12 protein-coding genes and 1 pseudogene are annotated in these 17036 nt (G+C 54.5%); 2 read left to right on the forward strand and 11 right to left on the reverse strand.

Annotation, left to right across the window (positions count from 1 at the left end):
* Nucleotides 1–33: 33 nt before the first annotated feature.
* Nucleotides 34–2328 (reverse strand): cyanophycin metabolism-associated ABC transporter, encoded by a 2295-nt coding sequence (locus A6X21_RS18150; RefSeq protein WP_205847496.1) that lies wholly within the window; start codon nt 2326–2328, stop codon nt 34–36.
* 658 nt (nt 2329–2986) lie between these two features.
* Between A6X21_RS18150 and A6X21_RS18160 the strand changes: the two genes are divergently transcribed.
* Nucleotides 2987–3499 carry a hypothetical protein gene (locus A6X21_RS18160; protein ID WP_068850733.1) on the forward strand — a complete coding sequence of 171 codons (513 nt, stop codon included), beginning with the start codon at nt 2987–2989 and terminating at the stop codon, nt 3497–3499.
* Nucleotides 3500–3605: 106 nt separating this feature from the next.
* On the opposite strand, the gene A6X21_RS18165 is transcribed toward A6X21_RS18160, so the two are convergent.
* The 4 genes and pseudogenes from A6X21_RS18165 to A6X21_RS18180 form a co-directional block, all read right to left on the reverse strand.
* A complete protein-coding gene (locus A6X21_RS18165; RefSeq protein ID WP_240490317.1) occupies nt 3606–5084 on the reverse strand; it encodes a serine/threonine-protein kinase in 1479 nt (492 codons plus the stop codon).
* A 605-nt stretch (nt 5085–5689) separates the two neighbouring features.
* A pseudogene (locus tag A6X21_RS18170) lies at nt 5690–6025 on the reverse strand (DMT family protein); the annotation flags it as partial.
* Between the two features lie 176 nt (nt 6026–6201).
* Nucleotides 6202–7497 carry a PQQ-binding-like beta-propeller repeat protein gene (locus A6X21_RS18175; protein ID WP_068850739.1) on the reverse strand — a complete coding sequence of 432 codons (1296 nt, stop codon included), beginning with the start codon at nt 7495–7497 and terminating at the stop codon, nt 6202–6204.
* A gap of 159 nt (nt 7498–7656) precedes the next feature.
* Entirely contained in the window at nt 7657–8388 is a 732-nt protein-coding gene (locus A6X21_RS18180) for a phosphoribosylanthranilate isomerase (RefSeq protein ID WP_068850742.1), read from the reverse strand.
* 348 nt (nt 8389–8736) lie between these two features.
* On the opposite strand from A6X21_RS18180, the gene A6X21_RS18185 reads away from it, so the two are divergent.
* Complete coding sequence (locus tag A6X21_RS18185; protein ID WP_068850746.1) at nt 8737–11145, forward strand: ATP-binding protein; 2409 nt, start codon at nt 8737–8739, stop codon at nt 11143–11145.
* 40 nt (nt 11146–11185) lie between these two features.
* On the opposite strand, the gene A6X21_RS18190 is transcribed toward A6X21_RS18185, so the two are convergent.
* The 6 genes from A6X21_RS18190 to A6X21_RS24090 all read right to left on the reverse strand — a co-directional run bounded on the left by A6X21_RS18190 (nt 11186) and on the right by A6X21_RS24090 (nt 17014).
* Nucleotides 11186–12844 (reverse strand): class I SAM-dependent rRNA methyltransferase, encoded by a 1659-nt coding sequence (locus A6X21_RS18190; RefSeq protein ID WP_068850748.1) that lies wholly within the window; start codon nt 12842–12844, stop codon nt 11186–11188.
* 123 nt (nt 12845–12967) lie between these two features.
* The gene (locus tag A6X21_RS18195; protein WP_068850751.1) at nt 12968–13291 is read right to left on the reverse strand and encodes a hypothetical protein; all 324 of its coding nucleotides are present in this window, start codon (nt 13289–13291) and stop codon (nt 12968–12970) included.
* Nucleotides 13292–13305: 14 nt separating this feature from the next.
* Entirely contained in the window at nt 13306–14472 is a 1167-nt protein-coding gene (mnmA, locus tag A6X21_RS18200) for a tRNA 2-thiouridine(34) synthase MnmA (RefSeq protein ID WP_165603856.1), read from the reverse strand.
* A 293-nt stretch (nt 14473–14765) separates the two neighbouring features.
* Complete coding sequence (locus tag A6X21_RS18205) at nt 14766–16235, reverse strand: UTP--glucose-1-phosphate uridylyltransferase (protein ID WP_068850754.1); 1470 nt, start codon at nt 16233–16235, stop codon at nt 14766–14768.
* 3 nt (nt 16236–16238) lie between these two features.
* On the reverse strand, nt 16239–16505 hold the full coding sequence (locus A6X21_RS18210; RefSeq protein WP_131818424.1) for a hypothetical protein: 267 nt from the start codon (nt 16503–16505) through the stop codon (nt 16239–16241).
* 200 nt (nt 16506–16705) lie between these two features.
* A complete protein-coding gene (locus A6X21_RS24090; RefSeq protein WP_131818425.1) occupies nt 16706–17014 on the reverse strand; it encodes a hypothetical protein in 309 nt (102 codons plus the stop codon).
* Nucleotides 17015–17036 lie beyond the last annotated feature (22 nt).

Consider the following 17036-nt stretch of genomic DNA (forward strand, 5'->3'; position numbering starts at 1 on the left):
GTCAGTGACCTTCAAAGGGATGATGAGAATAGATTACCAGCCAATGTCTTTTGTGAGTGCCTGTTGAGCTTCGACCAGTTTGGCGTAATGCCCGCCGGACAGCTTCAACAACTCTTCGTGAGTTCCTGATTCGACCAGACGACCATGATCGAGAACCACAATTCGATTGGCTCGGCGTAACGTACTGAGACGGTGAGCAATCGCAATCGTCGTTCGGCCCTTGACCAGATTCTGCAGCGCTTCCTGAATCTGCCGCTCGGTTTCGGTATCGACGGCACTGGTTGCTTCATCAAGAATCAGCAGCCTGGGGTTAATCAGCAGCGCCCTCGCAATCGAAATGCGCTGCCTCTCACCACCCGAGAGCGATTGTCCCCGCTCACCGACCAGCGAATCGTATCCATCCGGTAACTGCAGAATGAACTCGTGAGCACGAGCCGCCCTGGCCGCTTCGATGATTTCATCGCGCGAAGCCCCTGGCTTCCCATAGGCGATGTTTTCCGCAATGGTTCCAAAGAAGAGGAAAGGGTCCTGCAGCACGATCCCGACATTCTTGCGCCAGTCTTCCACTCGGAACGAGCGAATGTCTGTGCCATCCGCATAGATCGCCCCTTCGGCCACATCAAAAAAGCGGCACACCAGATTGATCAGCGTGCTTTTGCCAGCACCGGTCTGGCCGACGAGTCCGATCATTTCCCCAGCGGCAATTTTCAGATTCACACCATCCAGCACTTTGCGGTTTCCATATCGGAAACCAATCGACTTCAGTTCGATCTCGCCCTTGAAGTCTTTCAGCGGGACTGGTTGAGCGGGCTCGGGAACACTTGATACCCGATCGAGAATTTCAAAGATCCGATGAGCACTGGCAGCCGCCCGCTGCGATGAATTCACCATGCGGCTCATCGATTCCAGCCGACCATAAAACCTCGCGATATACGCCAGGAATGCAGTCAGCACACCCACAGTAATCATCTGCTCATGAACCCGGTAAATCCCGTAGCCCCATACGACCAGCACACCCAGTTGATTGAGGAAAATGATCATGGGCCAGAAGAACGTCCAGACTCGATTCACTTTGTCGTTGGCCGAAAGAACTTCTCGATTGGCCTGTTCAAACCGCTGAATCTCACGCGTTTCCTGGGCAAAGGCTTTGACAACCCGAATCCCGGGGATGGTATCCGCCAGGACACTCGTCATGTGGGCCCAGGCACGTCCACCCTTCTGAAAGCCCGATTGCAGGCGGTCACGCGAGACATACATCAGCCAGATCACCAGTGGAAAAGGGACGAGCGAGACCATGGCCAGCCACGGGTCAATCCAGAAGAGAACGACGGCCGTCCCGACAATCAGAAAACAGTCGGCAGCAAAATCGACGACACCATCCGAAAGGAACTGGCACAGGCGATCCGAATCCGTACTGACGCGCGACATGAGATCGCCCGTCCGTTTACCACCAAAGTACTCGAGAGACAGCCTTTGCAAATGGGCATACGAGGCATTGCGAAGATCGGCCGCAATCCGCTCACTGACGCGAGCCAGAAGTGCCCCCTGCAGCCAGCCCAGAATCCAGGCGGCCACAGCCGCCAGCAGCAAACCCGCCAGGTACATCCCCGCCAGTGACATCGAAAAGTCGACCGCAGGTGGAATCGGCTGACCTGTCTCGCGCGAAAGCGTCGCTGCTGTCTGATAGGGGATAAGAATATCATCCAGCAACGGAACCGTAAGATAAGGCGGGATGAGCCCGGCAATCATCGCCAGGAAAGACAGGAGAAAACCTGCTGCAATTGCGGCGGCATGAGGCCTGGCAAATCGGGCAAGCCGCCAGAGGGCTTTGGTGGTTGGCGGAGTCGTGGTCGATTCAGCTTCGGGAGCCTGCACTGGCTCTTCCAGCGAAATTGACTTCCTGCCCAGCGAAGCCATCTGAAAAGCTTCGATCAACAGCAAAATGGCAGGGCCCAGATCGAGTGTGTAATGCCAGATCGCCAGGCGACGATCGGTCGATTGCGCTTCCAGAGTTCCCAGCCCGGCTCGGTCGCTGGTCGTCAGCTTTTCAATTTGACTGAGAGGCCACTGCGAAATCTGGGGAGACTCAGGGGAGCCAGCAAAAGCCATTAGATTCCGATTGGTCAGGACCAACAACGTTTTTTGAAAATGTCGCGAGGCATCGATATTTGACCACGCCCATTGCAGGACAGGTTGTTGCGAACTCACGCACTTGCTGACAACAGCCTGCCAGGGTTCTGGCAAAGCAGGAAGATTGGTGGGGATCTGGTCGACAGATGTCGCCACGTCGATATTCCGATCGTAAGGCTGCGGTTTGATGAAACTCATTGCCGCTGGTTGAGGAACGTAAAAAACCCGCAGGTGGCTTCGGGATCAACAATCCTGTGAAGCTCAGTTCCTGCCAGGTTCGCTGCAGATCATCTCACGAGCCGTGCAGAAGCGAAAGAGTAGAAGGATCGAACTCACTTTCCAAACCATAACCTGGCAGCCACCGGGCAGATTCGACTGTTAAGGGAACTCTGCTTATGAGGCGGCGCCAGACCTCCGTCCATCCCGGAACTCCCGCCAGGCATCAGAATAATTACTTATTTACATGTGTCCCGCTGATGAATGATCCCGCTGAGAATTTTCGACGAAACGCTGATGACATCGCATTTTTCCTTTGAATAGGGGCGCAGAGTTCTTAGAGATCGACCAGATGCCGTTTGCTCATTTTCGGCGCAATTGCTGAACAGATTCTGTTCAGAACGAGATCGCTCTCTGGTTGACCAGAAACCCTCGATGATCAATCGGTTTGACATAGGGCACGTGCTGACGGCGGACAAAGATGTGTTTTCAGTTCATTTTCAACATTTAATTCTGGCAAAAGCGCAGGGAATGGCAGAATTCTCAAAATTTCGATCGCGGCAATTGACTCGGCACATCCCTTGCATTGACGTCTTGAAGTGTCCTACCTCCCTAAAGTCCATTCGGCCCCGTAATCATGATGTCCACCGCGGTTCAATCAACAATCGCACCGCGAGGTTACTGGTCGGATCTGGAGTATCTGCTGCTGGGCGATCTCCGTCAGGTGCTGGATGAACCCTCAACTTTGTTGAGAGATCGCTGGCTCGTCAGTTTGCTGGATGTCCTGCTGGCAGGGAATCGACACGAATCAGCGCAGAGTTCGAGTATCGGGAATTCGGTTGCAGGAAGCTGTCCTGCCATGAGTTCTGAAACCATCCATTCAGACTCAACGATGTCAGATCGAGCAGACTCAATGATGTCCAAAGACTCGTTGTCTCAGCGGCTCTCCACCTGTCTCACGACCTCTCCATCCACGTATTCGGTTCAGTCCTCATACGCCTCTGCCAGCATCCGGAATGATTTTCTCACTGGGGAACGAGAGCAACTCTACAGCAAATTGCAGCGTCTGAGAGATCGCGTGGCACATCGAACACCTGCGAGCCTCCTCTCGAATGAAATCCGATGTGACCTGCAAGATTTATTGCCGGTATAAACGCCACGCTGCCCGTAATACGACACGCTTCACGCAGATAGGCAAGCTTGCTTTCTGATTTTCAAGCACATCTGATTTTCAAACACAATGGGAGCGCTGAGCCAAATTAGCTGGCTTTCATGGTTTCCAGTCGATCACGCAGATCGCGAAGTGTCACGGGTTGCGGCATGACCTGGCTGTAACGGGAAGTCGGCAGTTGCGGCAACAGATCAGCTCGTTTTGCTGATAAGGCCAGCACCAGGGGAGTCTCAGTACGATCAGCGTACTTTTTCAACTGGCCATATCGACCGACCACATCATCAGCTAACGCTTCACAGGTCACGAGAATCCCTGAGACAGCCATGCTTTCGAGACGCTGCAGAGCTCGATCGGTATCACTGAGCATCAACACCCGATATGCATGCTTGGAAAGATATTCGCGGAGACGATCCTGTTGAGTCGCACGACCTTCAATACACAGGATGGTCGAGGTGTTATTCGCCGTGGAGGGACTGGATGAAGGTTCGCCCTCAGAATTCTTGATTGCGGGCATGGGCCCGCTGGTGCTTCCTGAACTTTCGCTGCTGGCTGATGTTGAGCTGAAACTGGCCTGAAGTTTCCGCAAATCTCGCAGCAGTTCTGTCGGTGATTGATAGCGCTCGTGGGGATTGCTGCGCAGCAACTGGTCGATGATCTCCACCAGCGGCCTCGTAAGTCCCGGGCATACGGAAGTGATGGGCCGGATGTTACGGTACCTGCTGATCTGCCGCCGCTCGTTAATGTCTTTTGTTGGTGGATAAGGGGGTTGGCCCGAGACCATTTCGTAGAGCATGACCCCCAGAAAGAACAAATCGCTGCGCGGGTCACCATCAGGAGCTCCCGTGAATTTTTCCAGCGTGCCGTATTCCACAGCACGGTCGGCTTCATCAGCCACACCCGAGGCTTCGCCACCCGCCAATCCAAAGTCGACCAGCTTCGCGACGCGTTGTGCTGAAAGCAGAGCGTTCGAGAGCTTCAGATCGCGATGAGTAAAACCCATCGACAATGCATATTCGAGCCCTTCCGCCAGATCGATGATGTATTTGACCGCTTCTTCGGGAGTGAACTTGCCCCGAATTTTCAGGATATCCTTGAGATTGCCACCTTCGACGAACTCCATCGTCAGGTAATGCTGGCCACCATCACTCCCCACTTCGTAGATGGGTACGATGTTTTTATGTTTCAGGCGACGCCCCAGTTCGCCTTCCCGCTTGAAGAGATTAACAGCGCGTGGATCACTGGCATAACGCTGGCGCAGGACCTTCAGGCCAATCATCTCTCCAGTCAATACAGAGCAGCCACGGAAGACCCGGGCAAAACTCCCTGAAGCATTGCGATAGAGCAATTTGTAATTGCCAACTCGCAAACCCTCGGTCTCATGCTTCAGCAGAATCCCCGACTGATAACCCGTCAGCTCCATCCGACGTTCCAGTTCTCGGATCAACTCCTTGATCGCCGACGAATCAGTGCCGCGAATATGTCGGGCCGCCTCCGCCAAAGCACGCGGCGACACCAGTTGCTGCTGAACCAGATAATCTTCAAATGAAGCAAGCGACGAGAAAGTCATGCCAGTCCCAGAGCCAGGGGATTTGAGAAATGGCAGCATAACTGACCTTCCACACCATTCACGAGTGATGCCGTCGATTTGTTGATCATGACGGCAAGAAAAATCTGAACCTCAGTAGAAATGCTGATAACAGCCCTGCGGGATTCAAAAAGTTGGATAGGAGACACTCTCTCCCAACCATTTACGAAAATTTGATCCCCAACGGTGCAATCTTTTTGCAAAGAAATGCACAGACCATGCCAATCCCTCAAGAGAGCCGCTACCTTACAAAAATCGAGTCAAATCCCACCCCAAAACACACCACGACTTGGCCGTGACGAAGCAAATTGCTGCATCCGTTGCAGGTTGCTGCATACTGTTGCCAGGCGGTCGGCGCACTTTGAGATGGATCGGACATGATCGATACGACGTAGGGATATGCACTAACGTGCACATCCCGTTGGCGATCGTGCTCTAAAGTCTGGCGGCTTTCTGACTCAATCCTCACGAGATGTGTGAGTGACGGCCGGCAGTGGTGAGCTCGCTTCTTGATGAGTGACTGGCTCGTTTGCCGCTTGTGCAGTGGCAGTCGACTCATGCTTTTCCGCTTTGGCAGCGGGGTCGTTAAAGATGAAGTAAACGGCACCCAGCATGCAGCAACCCGCCCAGAGGAAATTCCAGGATAAAGGCCGATTCATGTAGTAAATGGCAAAGGGGACGAAGACAGCCAATGTAATCACTTCCTGCAAAATCTTCAGTTGACCCAGACTGATGTGATGATCATTCCCAAATCGATTGGCAGGAACCTGCACCAGGTATTCAAAAAACGCCACCCCCCAACTCACCAGCACCGCAATCCACAACGGCTGATGAGCATGATCTTTCAAGTGCCCATACCAGGCATACGTCATGAACAGATTGCTGATGGTCAGCAGGACGGCAACAACAAGAATTGGTGGCATGGAAGGAATCGTTGATCCAGAGAAATATGTGAACGACATCGCAGGCAAGTGAAGCAAGACTGGGCCATGAATGCAAATCCCCCGGCTCTTCATGAGAAGGCCGGGGGACATTAATTTTTGCATGACAGCATGGGCCTGCCTGTCGGCTGAGACCAATTGATTTCTCATGCGAAAAGTTATGGCTTCAGATCATAGCAAAGCACAGCATCCTGCTCGCGCAGATACAACTTGCCATCGGTAATGACAGGATGCGACCAACTGGGGCGATCACCACTGCCAGGAATCTGGAAAGAGCTGATTTCGGTGTACTTCTCTGGCCCAGTTTCCGAAAGAACCATCACCCCGTCACTGAATCGCCAATAGGCTTTCCCATCAGCACCCACGACAGAGACCGAACCTTTCCCGGCACCACGACCTTGCCATTTGACTTCGCCTGTCATGAGGTCAGCACAGTAAGGGATACCGGCATCGTCAGAATCTCCATAGAGATAGTCACCCATCAGGATGATCCCGCCATGCTTGTTGGCCAGGCGTGGGTTGAGTGGGTAAACCTCCTCGATCTTCACTGTTTCGTTCTCTCCGGGAATCTGCTTCAGCAGAGCTCCGCCGCGCTTGTAACCGGCAGCGAAGAACACGAGATCATTCTTAACGATGGGAGTCGGAATCACGGCTGTCGTCTTTTCAATGGGGTATGACCAGAGCAACTGGCCATCGTTGGCGCGCACACCCAATGGGCCGGAGCCCGTCGTCTGCACATAAACCTTCACGCCACCCACTGTCACAGGGACAATCGAAGCATGCCCTGCTCCACGGTCATCCTCACGGACAGTCGTCCAGATCGTGGCACCAGTTGCACGGTTGAGTGCGGCCATCGTCGTCTTGGGGCCGCCGGGAGTCACAATCACACGGTCGCCATCGACCAGGACTGATTCACTATAGCCCCATGAATCAGCCTTCTTGCCACCAAACTCAGCCTTGAGATCTTTCCGCCAGATTTCCTTGCCAGTCGCGGCTTCACAAGCGACCAGCACTCCCTGTGGAGAGAGCACGAACACATCGTCACCCGCCACAGTGGGGGTACTGCGGGAACTCTGCCACGACTCTTTCCCCTCATTCCAGGCGGGGCCAGTCTTGGTTTTCCACAACAGCTTGCCATCGGCCCGGTTGAAGGCCAGCAGATATTCATCCTTATCTTCTGCGACTGATGGAGCATCACCAAGAGTGAAGACCTTGTCGCCGGCAACTGCCAGGCTCGAATAGCCACGACCGGCACCTTCGGCTTTCCACAACAGCTTCGGGCCTTCCTTGGGCCACTCTTTCAAGAGGCCTGTATCAGGTGCGACAGCGGTCCGATCGGCACCCCGGAATGTCGGCCAGTCCGCCTGGGCCGAGATCGTCGGAATGAGCAGCAGCCCGGAAAGTATCGCAACCGTTGCCTTAGACAACGCACTCCATGATGACAAACTCAGCATGTTAGGAAACCTTTTTGCAGACCAACTTGAAATCACGACGATCGCTCAACAAGCAGACAAAACAACGCAGCCACATTGAACAAACCATCGTGGCAGGCCCTGATATGCTAATCCCAAATCATCAATAAAGGAATTGCCTTCCTTCACCGGTGCGTAAATTCAGGAAGCGACAATGGCTCTCACTCTCTCAATGAATTGCCTGCAGAGTGCGAGATCCTTCACCCCCGGGGAAACTTCGACGCCACTGGCAGTATCGACACCGGTCGGATGAACAGTTCGCATCGCTTCCTCGACATTGGCAGGGGTCAAACCACCCGCGAGGTACAGCGGCGTCTGCCTCAAGATTTCCCGCCAGCCAATCAGCAAGGGCCAGGGGGCCTGGTGTCCACTTCCTCCATAGATCGTTTCACCAGCTTGGCCTTGATTCGAAGAAGAGATCTTCGTGACTCTGGCATCAATCAACACACCATCGTACTGGAAGCCCAGTTGCGACAACTCTTCCAGATGTTTCGACACATCGACGAGACCTTCCTCACCCACACGAAAGGCGCGGTAAATTCCCGGTTGAGGCAATCCTTGCGATCGAGCTTCTTCTCGAATTTGAGTGACAACATGAGCCGGTTCATCTCCATGAAGCTGGATCACATCCAGTTGGGCCTCTTTGAAGATCGTGAGCATGGAGTCCACTGTCTCATTCACAAACACCCCCACAGCCAGCACTCCGGGTGTTATGGCGGTACGAATCTCGCAAGCTTGCTCTAAAGTCACGCATCGAGGCGATCGCCTGTAAAAATTCAAACCCAGTGCCGTCGGCCCCAATTGCGAAATGGCAGCCGCCTGTGTGGGAGTTGTCACGCCGCAGATTTTGACGAACGTCGAGAGGTCAGGCATGGCAGATCGAGACTTCTTTCCCGGGAGGATCTCTTACAGGTTGGAAACCACATTCCATTGGATTCCACAGTCGATTCCACAGCAAAGAATTTTATCTGGTGATCACTTCGAACATCAGGAGTTTGATGGAGCTTTTCCGGCAATCCCTTGAGAATTCTCGGCCAACTGACGGATTTTTACCGTAAGGATCTGCATTCATTCATCCCCTGCTCTTCATCATCAATGCCCCACTTGCTCGAAATGGCCGTTTGTGCTTGGATCGTAGCACAATTCATGAGTCGTTCTGGCCAATCCCCAGATCGAACCCTCAATCTCCAAGATCCGACGATTTTCTACCTCAGGTGAAATATGAGCGATTACGAAAAGCTGGGAGTGTTCTACTTAGGTCGCGAATACAACCTGGCAAGTGGTCAGCTCAGCAATACTCCCGTCCTGTACGATTCCAAGGATCTCACCACCCATGCCCTCTGCGTGGGGATGACGGGCAGTGGCAAAACGGGCCTGTGTCTGTCACTTCTCGAAGAAGCGGCCATTGATGGCCTCCCTGCCATCTGCATCGATCCCAAAGGCGATCTGGGGAATCTCCTCCTGACGTTTCCATCTCTTAAACCGGCCGATTTCAAACCGTGGATTGATCCTGGCGAAGCCACTCGCAAAGGGCTCACTGTCGATGAACTCGCTGCCAGAACTGCCACACAATGGAAAGAGGGCCTGGCGGCCTGGGATCAGCCTCCCGAGCGAATTTCCCGCTTCCGCGAATCAGCCGATGTCTGCATCTACACTCCCGGCAGCACTGTTGGTGTCCCGCTGACAATTCTCAAATCGCTTTCCGCTCCGCCCCCTGTCATTCGCGATAATGCCGAGGCCTTTCGCGAAAGGATTGGCAGTGCTGTTTCGGGGCTGCTGGCACTCCTGGGAGTCGATGCCGATCCACTCCGCAGCAGAGAACATATTCTTCTCTCGACACTCGTCGAACGGTCGTGGCGCGACGGACAGAATCTTGAGTTGGGCCGGTTGATTCGCGATATCCAGCAGACCCCCTTTGATCGAGTCGGCTTTCTCGATCTGGAAAGTTTCTTCCCGGCTAAAGATCGATTCTCGTTTGCCATGTCGCTCAACAACCTGCTCGCTTCGCCCGGGTTTCAAGCCTGGATGACAGGCGAGCCACTCGACATTCAGCGTCTGCTCTATACCCCCGAAGGCAAACCCCGAATTGCGATCCTGTCGATCGCTCATTTGAGTGATGCCGAGCGCATGTTCTTTGTCACGATTCTGCTCGGTGAAGTCATCAGTTGGATGCGCGCTCAATCGGGAACGACAGCACTTCGAGCGTTGCTCTACATGGATGAAATCTTCGGCTATTTTCCGCCGAGCGCAAATCCACCCAGCAAGCAGCCCATGCTCACGCTCCTCAAGCAGGCCCGCGCCTTTGGCCTGGGTTGCGTTCTGGCAACGCAGAATCCTGTCGATCTCGATTACAAGGGCCTTTCCAATTGTGGGACCTGGCTGATCGGTCGTTTACAAACCGAGCGCGATAAACTCCGAGTACTCGATGGTCTCGAAGGAGCCTCGACAGCGACGGGCCATGCCTTTGATCGCAGTTCGATGGAAAAGCTCCTGTCTTCGCTGGGCAGTCGGGTCTTCCTGATGAACAACGTCCACGATGATCAGCCCACAGTCTTCCAGTCTCGCTGGGCTCTTTCCTATCTGCGGGGGCCACTCAGTCGAGAGCAGATTCAACTGCTGATGGATGAACGCAAATCGCAAATGCCCGAGGATCACGCCGCTTCCACCTGGCATGCGGATGCTGCCACAGGAACCCGACCAGTCCTTCCGCCCGAAGTTTCGGAAGTCTTCATCGAGCGGTCGGGCGCTCTCTCGACGGGCGAGAACCTGATCTATCATCCCGCGCTCTACGCCACAGCCCGTATTCACTTTACACAGACAGCGGGTGGGATCGACGAATGGCAGACCGTTTCCCTGTTATTGCCAGCTCACGAAGGTGAGGCTCTCAACTGGGAAGCGGCCGAAGAACTGGAAGGGGAGTTAACTCTTGCCAGCAGCCCTGAAGCCAACGCCACTTTTACCCAACCGCCTGCGGAACTCTTTCGAGCGAAGACTTACACATCTCAGGCGACAGCATTGAAAGATTGTCTCTATCGCTCGCGAAAACTTTCGCTTTTCAAATGTGCTGACCCCAAAGGGATCTCGCTGCCTGGTGAATCCGAAGGCGATTTCCGCCAGAGGCTGGATCAGGGGCATCGCGATCAACGGGAACTGGCCAAGGCCAAAATTCAGGCCAAATATCAGTCCAAGCTGCAGACTCTCGAAGATCGTTTGCGTCGAGCCGAGCAGACGGCTGAAAAGCAGAAAAGTCAGGCGAACTCCCAGACACTTTCCGCTGTCATCAGTTTTGGAACATCACTGTTAGGGGCCTTTACCAGCCGGAAAAAGATCTCGACAACGAACCTTTCGAGAGCAGCGACATCAGCCCGTGCTGCCTCTCGGGTTCTGGAAGAACGGGGCGATGTTGGCCGGGCCGAAGAGACCGTCGAGGCTGTTCGATCGCAGATTCAGAAACTGCAGGACGACTTCCAGCATGAGATCGATGAAATCGTCGGGCTCGACCCTTCTCGTTATGTGCTGGAAGAAACGCAACTTACGCCCAAGAAGACCGATATGAAGGTCGAGAGGATGATCCTCGCCTGGGTCCCCTTCAAGCAGGATCGTTCTGGCAAAATGATCCCTGCCTGGTAATCAAAACCTCACTTCGATGAAGCAGAAGCTCAACGTTTTTCTAATCGTCTGAGTCTGTCAAAGAATCGCTCTCGCCTGTGAAGTCTTCCATGAGATCTTCCGGCAAGTGCGCGGACTTCGTCACGGGAGCTTCATCGAACCAGTACCAGTTCACCTTCAGATAGAGTGATTCCGGGCAGCGCACATGCACCGGATGATCGGGCCCGGCACCCGTCTGTTCACACAGTCGGGCTGATCGCCCTGCATTGTCGATCGCATAGCCCGTGACCCGCGTAAAATCGGCTGAAGACAACAACCCTGAACAACTGCAGGTAATCAGCATGCCACCTGGTGCCACAAGACTGGCTGCCAGCCGATTCATATCAAAATACTTCTTGCGACCATCTTCATAATCATCACGTGTGCGAATGAGTTTGGGCGGGTCGAGAACCACAATATCCCATTGCTGGCCCTGTTTTTGAGCTTCTCGCATCCAGGCAAAAATATCTGCATGCGCCCATTCAATCTGGACTTTGTTGAGCTTGGCATTCTTTTTGGCCACAGCAATGGCCGCTTCATCCAGATCGACGCCATGGACGCTTTTCGCCCCGGCAACAGCCGCCGAGAGAGCAAACCCGCCCGAGTAGCAACACAAATCGAGCACGCGCTGTCCGGCTGCCAACTCGGCCACTCTGGCGCGATTCTGGCGTTGATCACAGAAGAAGCCGGTCTTGTGGCCATCCTCAAATTGAACTTCGTACTTCACACCATTCTCAACCACCTGCACACTCTCGGGGGCATTCTCCGAGCCAAACGGGTCTGCATCAAAGCCTTCCAGTTGAGCGGCATAAGCGCCGGGCCTCAAAATGCCATGCTTCGCTCCCGTGCATGCCGCCAGCAGATCCAGAATGCTTTCGGCCCGCTGATACATCCCCAGGTTGAAGGCCTCAACGGAAAGAACATCGCCATAACGATCAACCATCAGTCCCGGCAATCCATCTCCTTCGGCATGCACCAGTCGATAGACATTGCCCTGCTGTTCGAGTCCCAGAGTCTCTGTGCGGAATTTGACGGCTGCTTCGAGCTTTGATTTCCACCACGCTTCATCAGGGATCTGATCACCCCGGGTCAGCATGCGGACAGTCATCTCGGCCCGCGGATTGTAGAGCCCGTAGCCAAGTGTCTGCTGTGATTCTTCCAGGACGACCTTCACGAGATCGCCTGGCTGAGCGGCTTTAATCCCGCTGACGAGCATTTTGCGGAAGTAGTAAGGATGTCGGCTGGGGCTGCGCGCCACAATGACCGGGATCTTGTCTGCCGTCAGTGGACGGGGACTCAACATTTCGGGCGAGTACAACGCGAGCCGCCGCTGAACTTCACTTCCTGAATCGATCTGTGCCCGACGCTGGCGGACAGATTTAGCGTTGCTGGTTTCATGAGCAGGAAACTCGCCCGTCGCAGGATTTCGCGAAGCCGGCCCGCGCGATCGCGCATCCGGCCCACGAGATGAGGTGCCATAGCGTCGCCCACCGGCTGCACGATTGTCGCCCTGCGGAGCATGATCTCCACGCCGATTGCGTGCAGATTCGCCCCTCTTCTCCGCACCGTCATCTCCTGCGGGTGGTTGATTTGTGGCAGGACGACGGGAAGACTTCGGGTAGGACTGGCCCTGAGCAGGACGTTTGGCGGCAGATCGGCGGGGGTTGGGTGAATTCTCCATCCCGCCAAGTATAGCAACTCATCAGGATCATGCCCGTTTCCGACAGCACGATCCCCGGGAATTCGCAAGTTGTGTTCACCCCACTGCTGGCAGTAACGTCTGCAAGGCTGATTTCTCAGATTTTCAGCCAGCGGCAGGAGCGTTCTCACTGGATGGTGCAGCACTATGACGATCATTCAGGCAGGGACGATTATTCAGACACGTTTGCCACTGGTCGAATGGAAGTTCTCGGGCAAACTCCGTCACGAGCACGGGGATCTCCTCCCGAATGGAAAATTCGAGCCGGCAGTCGGTATTGGTGCACAGCAGAAACTCCTGCACGGGACTGACAGCCTCGGTCTTCGTCTCGTTCGTCTGGGCGGCTGGTACAATTTGTCGGAGTATCAATCCCTGACGACAGCGCGCACATCTCAGGTAACGAAGCACTTCCGGGTTGCGAAAAGACATGACAGACCGGGCCTTCAGCAAGCGTGAGAATCGACCATAGCCAGTGCCTCGGCTCGTGGGGAATGAGAGTCTTCAATCCACGCACCGCAAATCACTCGTTCCAGCGAATCATAGAGCACGACGGCTTGCCCCGGCGCCACTCCCGATTGAGGCTCGCAGAAGCGCAGATGCAATGTTCCATCAGCATCCACCTGTGCATACGCTGACGCTGCCCGATGCATCGATCGAATCTGAGCAGTGCAGGAAAACACTTCGTTGGTGGGGGCTGAAAGCCAGTTGGTGCGTGCTGCCACAAGGGAGTACGAACCCAGCTCTTCGGCAGTTCCTAACGTCACATTTCTCGACTCTGCATCGATCCTGATCACAAATCGAGGTTCACCCAGTGCAATTCCCAGCCCGCGGCGTTGACCAATCGTGAACTGCTCAAACCCACTGTGCTGACCCAGGATCTTCCCCTGTGGATCTACGAAATTCCCGGAGGTGTCACTGACATCGCGGTATCGCCTGAGGAACCCTCGATAATCGTTGTCCGGAATGAAGCAGATCTCCTGGCTGTCGGGTTTACCAGCAACTCGCAAATTGGCCTGTGCTGCAATCTCACGAATCTCCGCTTTGGTCTGATGACCGACAGGGAAGAGAATCTTCGAAAGAATTTCCGGGCGAATCCCGAAGAGCACATACGATTGATCTTTGGAAAGATCAGCTCCCCGCATCAATCGGGTCTGCCCGAATTCGTCTTGAATGATGCGGGCATAATGCCCTGTGGCAATACGCGTCGCACCGACCTGCTGGGCAAACTCCCACAACCGGCCAAACTTCAGCCAGACATTGCACATGACGCACGGATTGGGAGTGCGGCCCTTGAGATATTCATCCGCAAAGTACGATTTGATCTGATCGAACGAATCACGAAAATTGAGGGCATGGAAGGGAATATCCAGCAGATCGGCCACACGCTGGGCGTCCGCTGCATCAGCCGCACTGCAACATCCCTGCTTATGAGATTTTCGCTCAATAACAGGCAGCAGGCCACTGGGAGGGAGTGAGCAGGCACTGGCACTGGCTTCACCAGAACGCATGAAGAGGCCGATGACCTCGTAGCCTTGCTGCTGCAGCAGAACGGCAGCCACAGAGCTATCCACTCCGCCACTCATCGCGAGGACTACACGCTCTTTCGACATGCCATATCCCAATTGATTCCGACCGAGGTAATGAATACGAATCCCAACGTTTAAAACCGCTCTGTTAAAACCGTTCTGTGTGCCATGCTTGCCGCTCTGGGCAAGCATGCCTGATACACCCCAGCCAGCCATTGATCTTCAGGAGATGTGCCAAACACACTTTGGAGACTGCGGAATGTTCCACAACATCTTCACGTCGATTTTAGCCGTCATCTCTCTCTCGGATAGTCTCAAAAAGAACCTTCCCCACCAACGGTTTTCAGAATGTTGAGCCTTCGGGAATACTCAAGTCGTCAAGCCCGCTTGAGCGACTGCAGAAACTTCTCATCAAGATAGACATCCTGATGGAACTCGATGCCCGGCTGCAGTTGACCTGCCAAAGTCTCGAGGTCGCGGGCCACCAGAGGGCTGATCTCCACTTTCACACCGGGGGAAACTTTCGCACCTGCCTGCAGCAGCCAGCTTCGATGGAGGTCGAGTAAGGCTTGCCTCACGGAGGCGGGCGAATCGGCCCCATCGCGATTCTTGACTGGCAGAAACTCGCGAGACCGATCGGCTTCCACCACGAGTGAACTCTTCGCCAGCGGCAGTGTATCGAAAATGAATCGCTCAAATTTCCAGGCATTCGGCTCGGCTGTCGAAATCATCTGTCGGCTCTCGATATCAAAACAGCCGACAGGCTTGTGGGCCACATGCAGTGGCAAAGCGCGATCGCCATCCAGACCTTTCAGAAAGGCCAGGTCGAAGAGATGGATGGCCGTATTTCCGGCCCATAACTGCAACTGCCCGCGGGCATCAACCCGCTGGGCCAGTTCGGCCGGCATATCGCTGTATTCGATGATCTGGGTGGCACCATCAATTGAGACCACCACACCCATCCGCTCGCTCGCACTGGACTTAGCTACCACTTTGGTCGAGACCTGTGAGTCATATCGGGCGTGCCAACCGAGAAAAGCCGGTTCAGCCAGAATCGCTGCCGGATTGTCGATCTGATGATAGTAGAGCGTGGTACGACCTTCGGAGAGGAACTTGTCGAGCAGCCCACTTTCCCGGAATGCACGCAACATGCCGCCGTGCCCATCCGGACTCATCGCCAGTGAATCCGCAGTCGCCAAGAGGGGTTCACCCGTGCGGCTATCGAGTGCCGGAAGATTCCCCTGCTTAAAGAAATGCACCTGTTCCTTCGACAAGCCAAAAAACGCATTGGCTTCAAAAAAACGCATCGTCGCTTCGTGTGTCGAATCACTGGTCATCAGGCAATAGGGCAAAACAACCCCGACCTCTTTCTCGAGTGCTCGAATCTGCTCGCAAAAAATCTGAAAGAGTGAGGCCTGGCTGACTGGACCAATCGGATACTGCCCCTTCGGATGCGAAAAGCCCAGTCGCGTGCCTTGTCCACCAGCCACCACCATCAGCACAACCTGCCCCTTTTTGAGCAGGTCGCGGCCACGTTCTGCTGCAGTGCGCCAAGCCGAAAAATCGTTCGAGTCCTTTGGCTGGCGGATCAATTGTTCGGGCGCGACAGCTCGCGAGGCTGGAGAATTCGCTCCATTCGCAGGGGCCGTTGTGATTTGCTTTGCAGCCACAGCATGTTTGAGTAGTGGCCAGTCAATGGCCACGATTTCTCTGGCAAGCTTCGACCGGCTGACAGCAGGCAATGTCTGGAGCCAACCCGCGAGTTTGCCGTACCCCGCCTCGACCAGCAAACCGCGCGCTTGTTCAATCTCTTTGTGTTCTGCATCAGCAGGGAAAGGCCGAGTCATCTGTTATTCCGTCAAGGCAATTCGAGGGCAAAAGTAACGATGAAATTCATCGCTGCTATCGAGGTTCCAGAACCTGAGCTGGCTGCTACGCCATGTTCTGTCTGGGCTTGGTTCACCATCAATCGGGTTGATGATTCGATTCGATCTGCCGGGCTCAGCGAGCAGATCCACTTCCAAGGTTAACCATCCACCGTACTCAATAAGGATAAACTCCGGCACCCGGAATTCCGAGTCTGCAACGCTCTTCATCTTGAGTTCATCAATTTGCATGCATTCTGCCCGTAACATTCCACTCGATAATGCTTTGAAGATCGGTGCGATCAGTGATCGTGGAAGTGGAACCTCTGACGGACACCCTCGGGCAACAAAGCACAGTTCTTTCGCAGGATTCAACGAAAAGGCCCTTGTCATGCCTGCGTCTTGAGCGCAGTTGACAAGGGCCATAGGTTGAGACTGTGGATTACCAGCGACTATCGGACGTAGATCCCGAAACCCGGTGTATTGATGCCGAACCCGCTCCGGTAGCCATAACGTGGGCCATACCAATTCTGGTAGTAACCATTACGATATCCATAACCTGGATATCCATAGCCGGGATTGCCGTACCAGCCGTAGCGAGGTGGTGCGTAGACATTGCGGTAAACAGGTCTTGCGACCGGCCGCACAACCACCCTGGGCTGTGGTCCCACGCGCACTCTCACACCGGCATCTGCAGTTTGAGAAGTCCCCCACATGGTAGCGCCTGCGACAATTGCGCTCAGAACTAAACTACGAAACATGATGGATCTCCCGATCAGGAAC

This window comes from Planctopirus hydrillae, assembly GCF_001707835.1.
Taxonomy (GTDB): domain Bacteria; phylum Planctomycetota; class Planctomycetia; order Planctomycetales; family Planctomycetaceae; genus Planctopirus; species Planctopirus hydrillae.

What these genes read in the sequence shown, in the direction of transcription:
- A6X21_RS18180 (WP_068850742.1), bottom strand. Translation starts at nt 8,388, where the DNA reads ATGCCTGACCTCTCGACGTTCGTCAAAATCTGCGGCGTGACAACTCCC.
- A6X21_RS18175 (WP_068850739.1), bottom strand. Translation starts at nt 7,497, where the DNA reads ATGCTGAGTTTGTCATCATGGAGTGCGTTGTCTAAGGCAACGGTTGCG.
- A6X21_RS18150 (WP_205847496.1), bottom strand. Translation starts at nt 2,328, where the DNA reads ATGAGTTTCATCAAACCGCAGCCTTACGATCGGAATATCGACGTGGCG.
- A6X21_RS18165 (WP_240490317.1), bottom strand. Translation starts at nt 5,084, where the DNA reads ATGACTTTCTCGTCGCTTGCTTCATTTGAAGATTATCTGGTTCAGCAG.
- A6X21_RS18185 (WP_068850746.1), top strand. Translation starts at nt 8,737, where the DNA reads ATGAGCGATTACGAAAAGCTGGGAGTGTTCTACTTAGGTCGCGAATAC.
- A6X21_RS18190 (WP_068850748.1), bottom strand. Translation starts at nt 12,844, where the DNA reads ATGGAGAATTCACCCAACCCCCGCCGATCTGCCGCCAAACGTCCTGCT.
- A6X21_RS18210 (WP_131818424.1), bottom strand. Translation starts at nt 16,505, where the DNA reads ATGCAAATTGATGAACTCAAGATGAAGAGCGTTGCAGACTCGGAATTC.
- A6X21_RS18160 (WP_068850733.1), top strand. Translation starts at nt 2,987, where the DNA reads ATGTCCACCGCGGTTCAATCAACAATCGCACCGCGAGGTTACTGGTCG.
- mnmA (WP_165603856.1), bottom strand. Translation starts at nt 14,472, where the DNA reads ATGTCGAAAGAGCGTGTAGTCCTCGCGATGAGTGGCGGAGTGGATAGC.
- A6X21_RS24090 (WP_131818425.1), bottom strand. Translation starts at nt 17,014, where the DNA reads ATGTTTCGTAGTTTAGTTCTGAGCGCAATTGTCGCAGGCGCTACCATG.
- A6X21_RS18195 (WP_068850751.1), bottom strand. Translation starts at nt 13,291, where the DNA reads ATGTCTTTTCGCAACCCGGAAGTGCTTCGTTACCTGAGATGTGCGCGC.
- A6X21_RS18205 (WP_068850754.1), bottom strand. Translation starts at nt 16,235, where the DNA reads ATGACTCGGCCTTTCCCTGCTGATGCAGAACACAAAGAGATTGAACAA.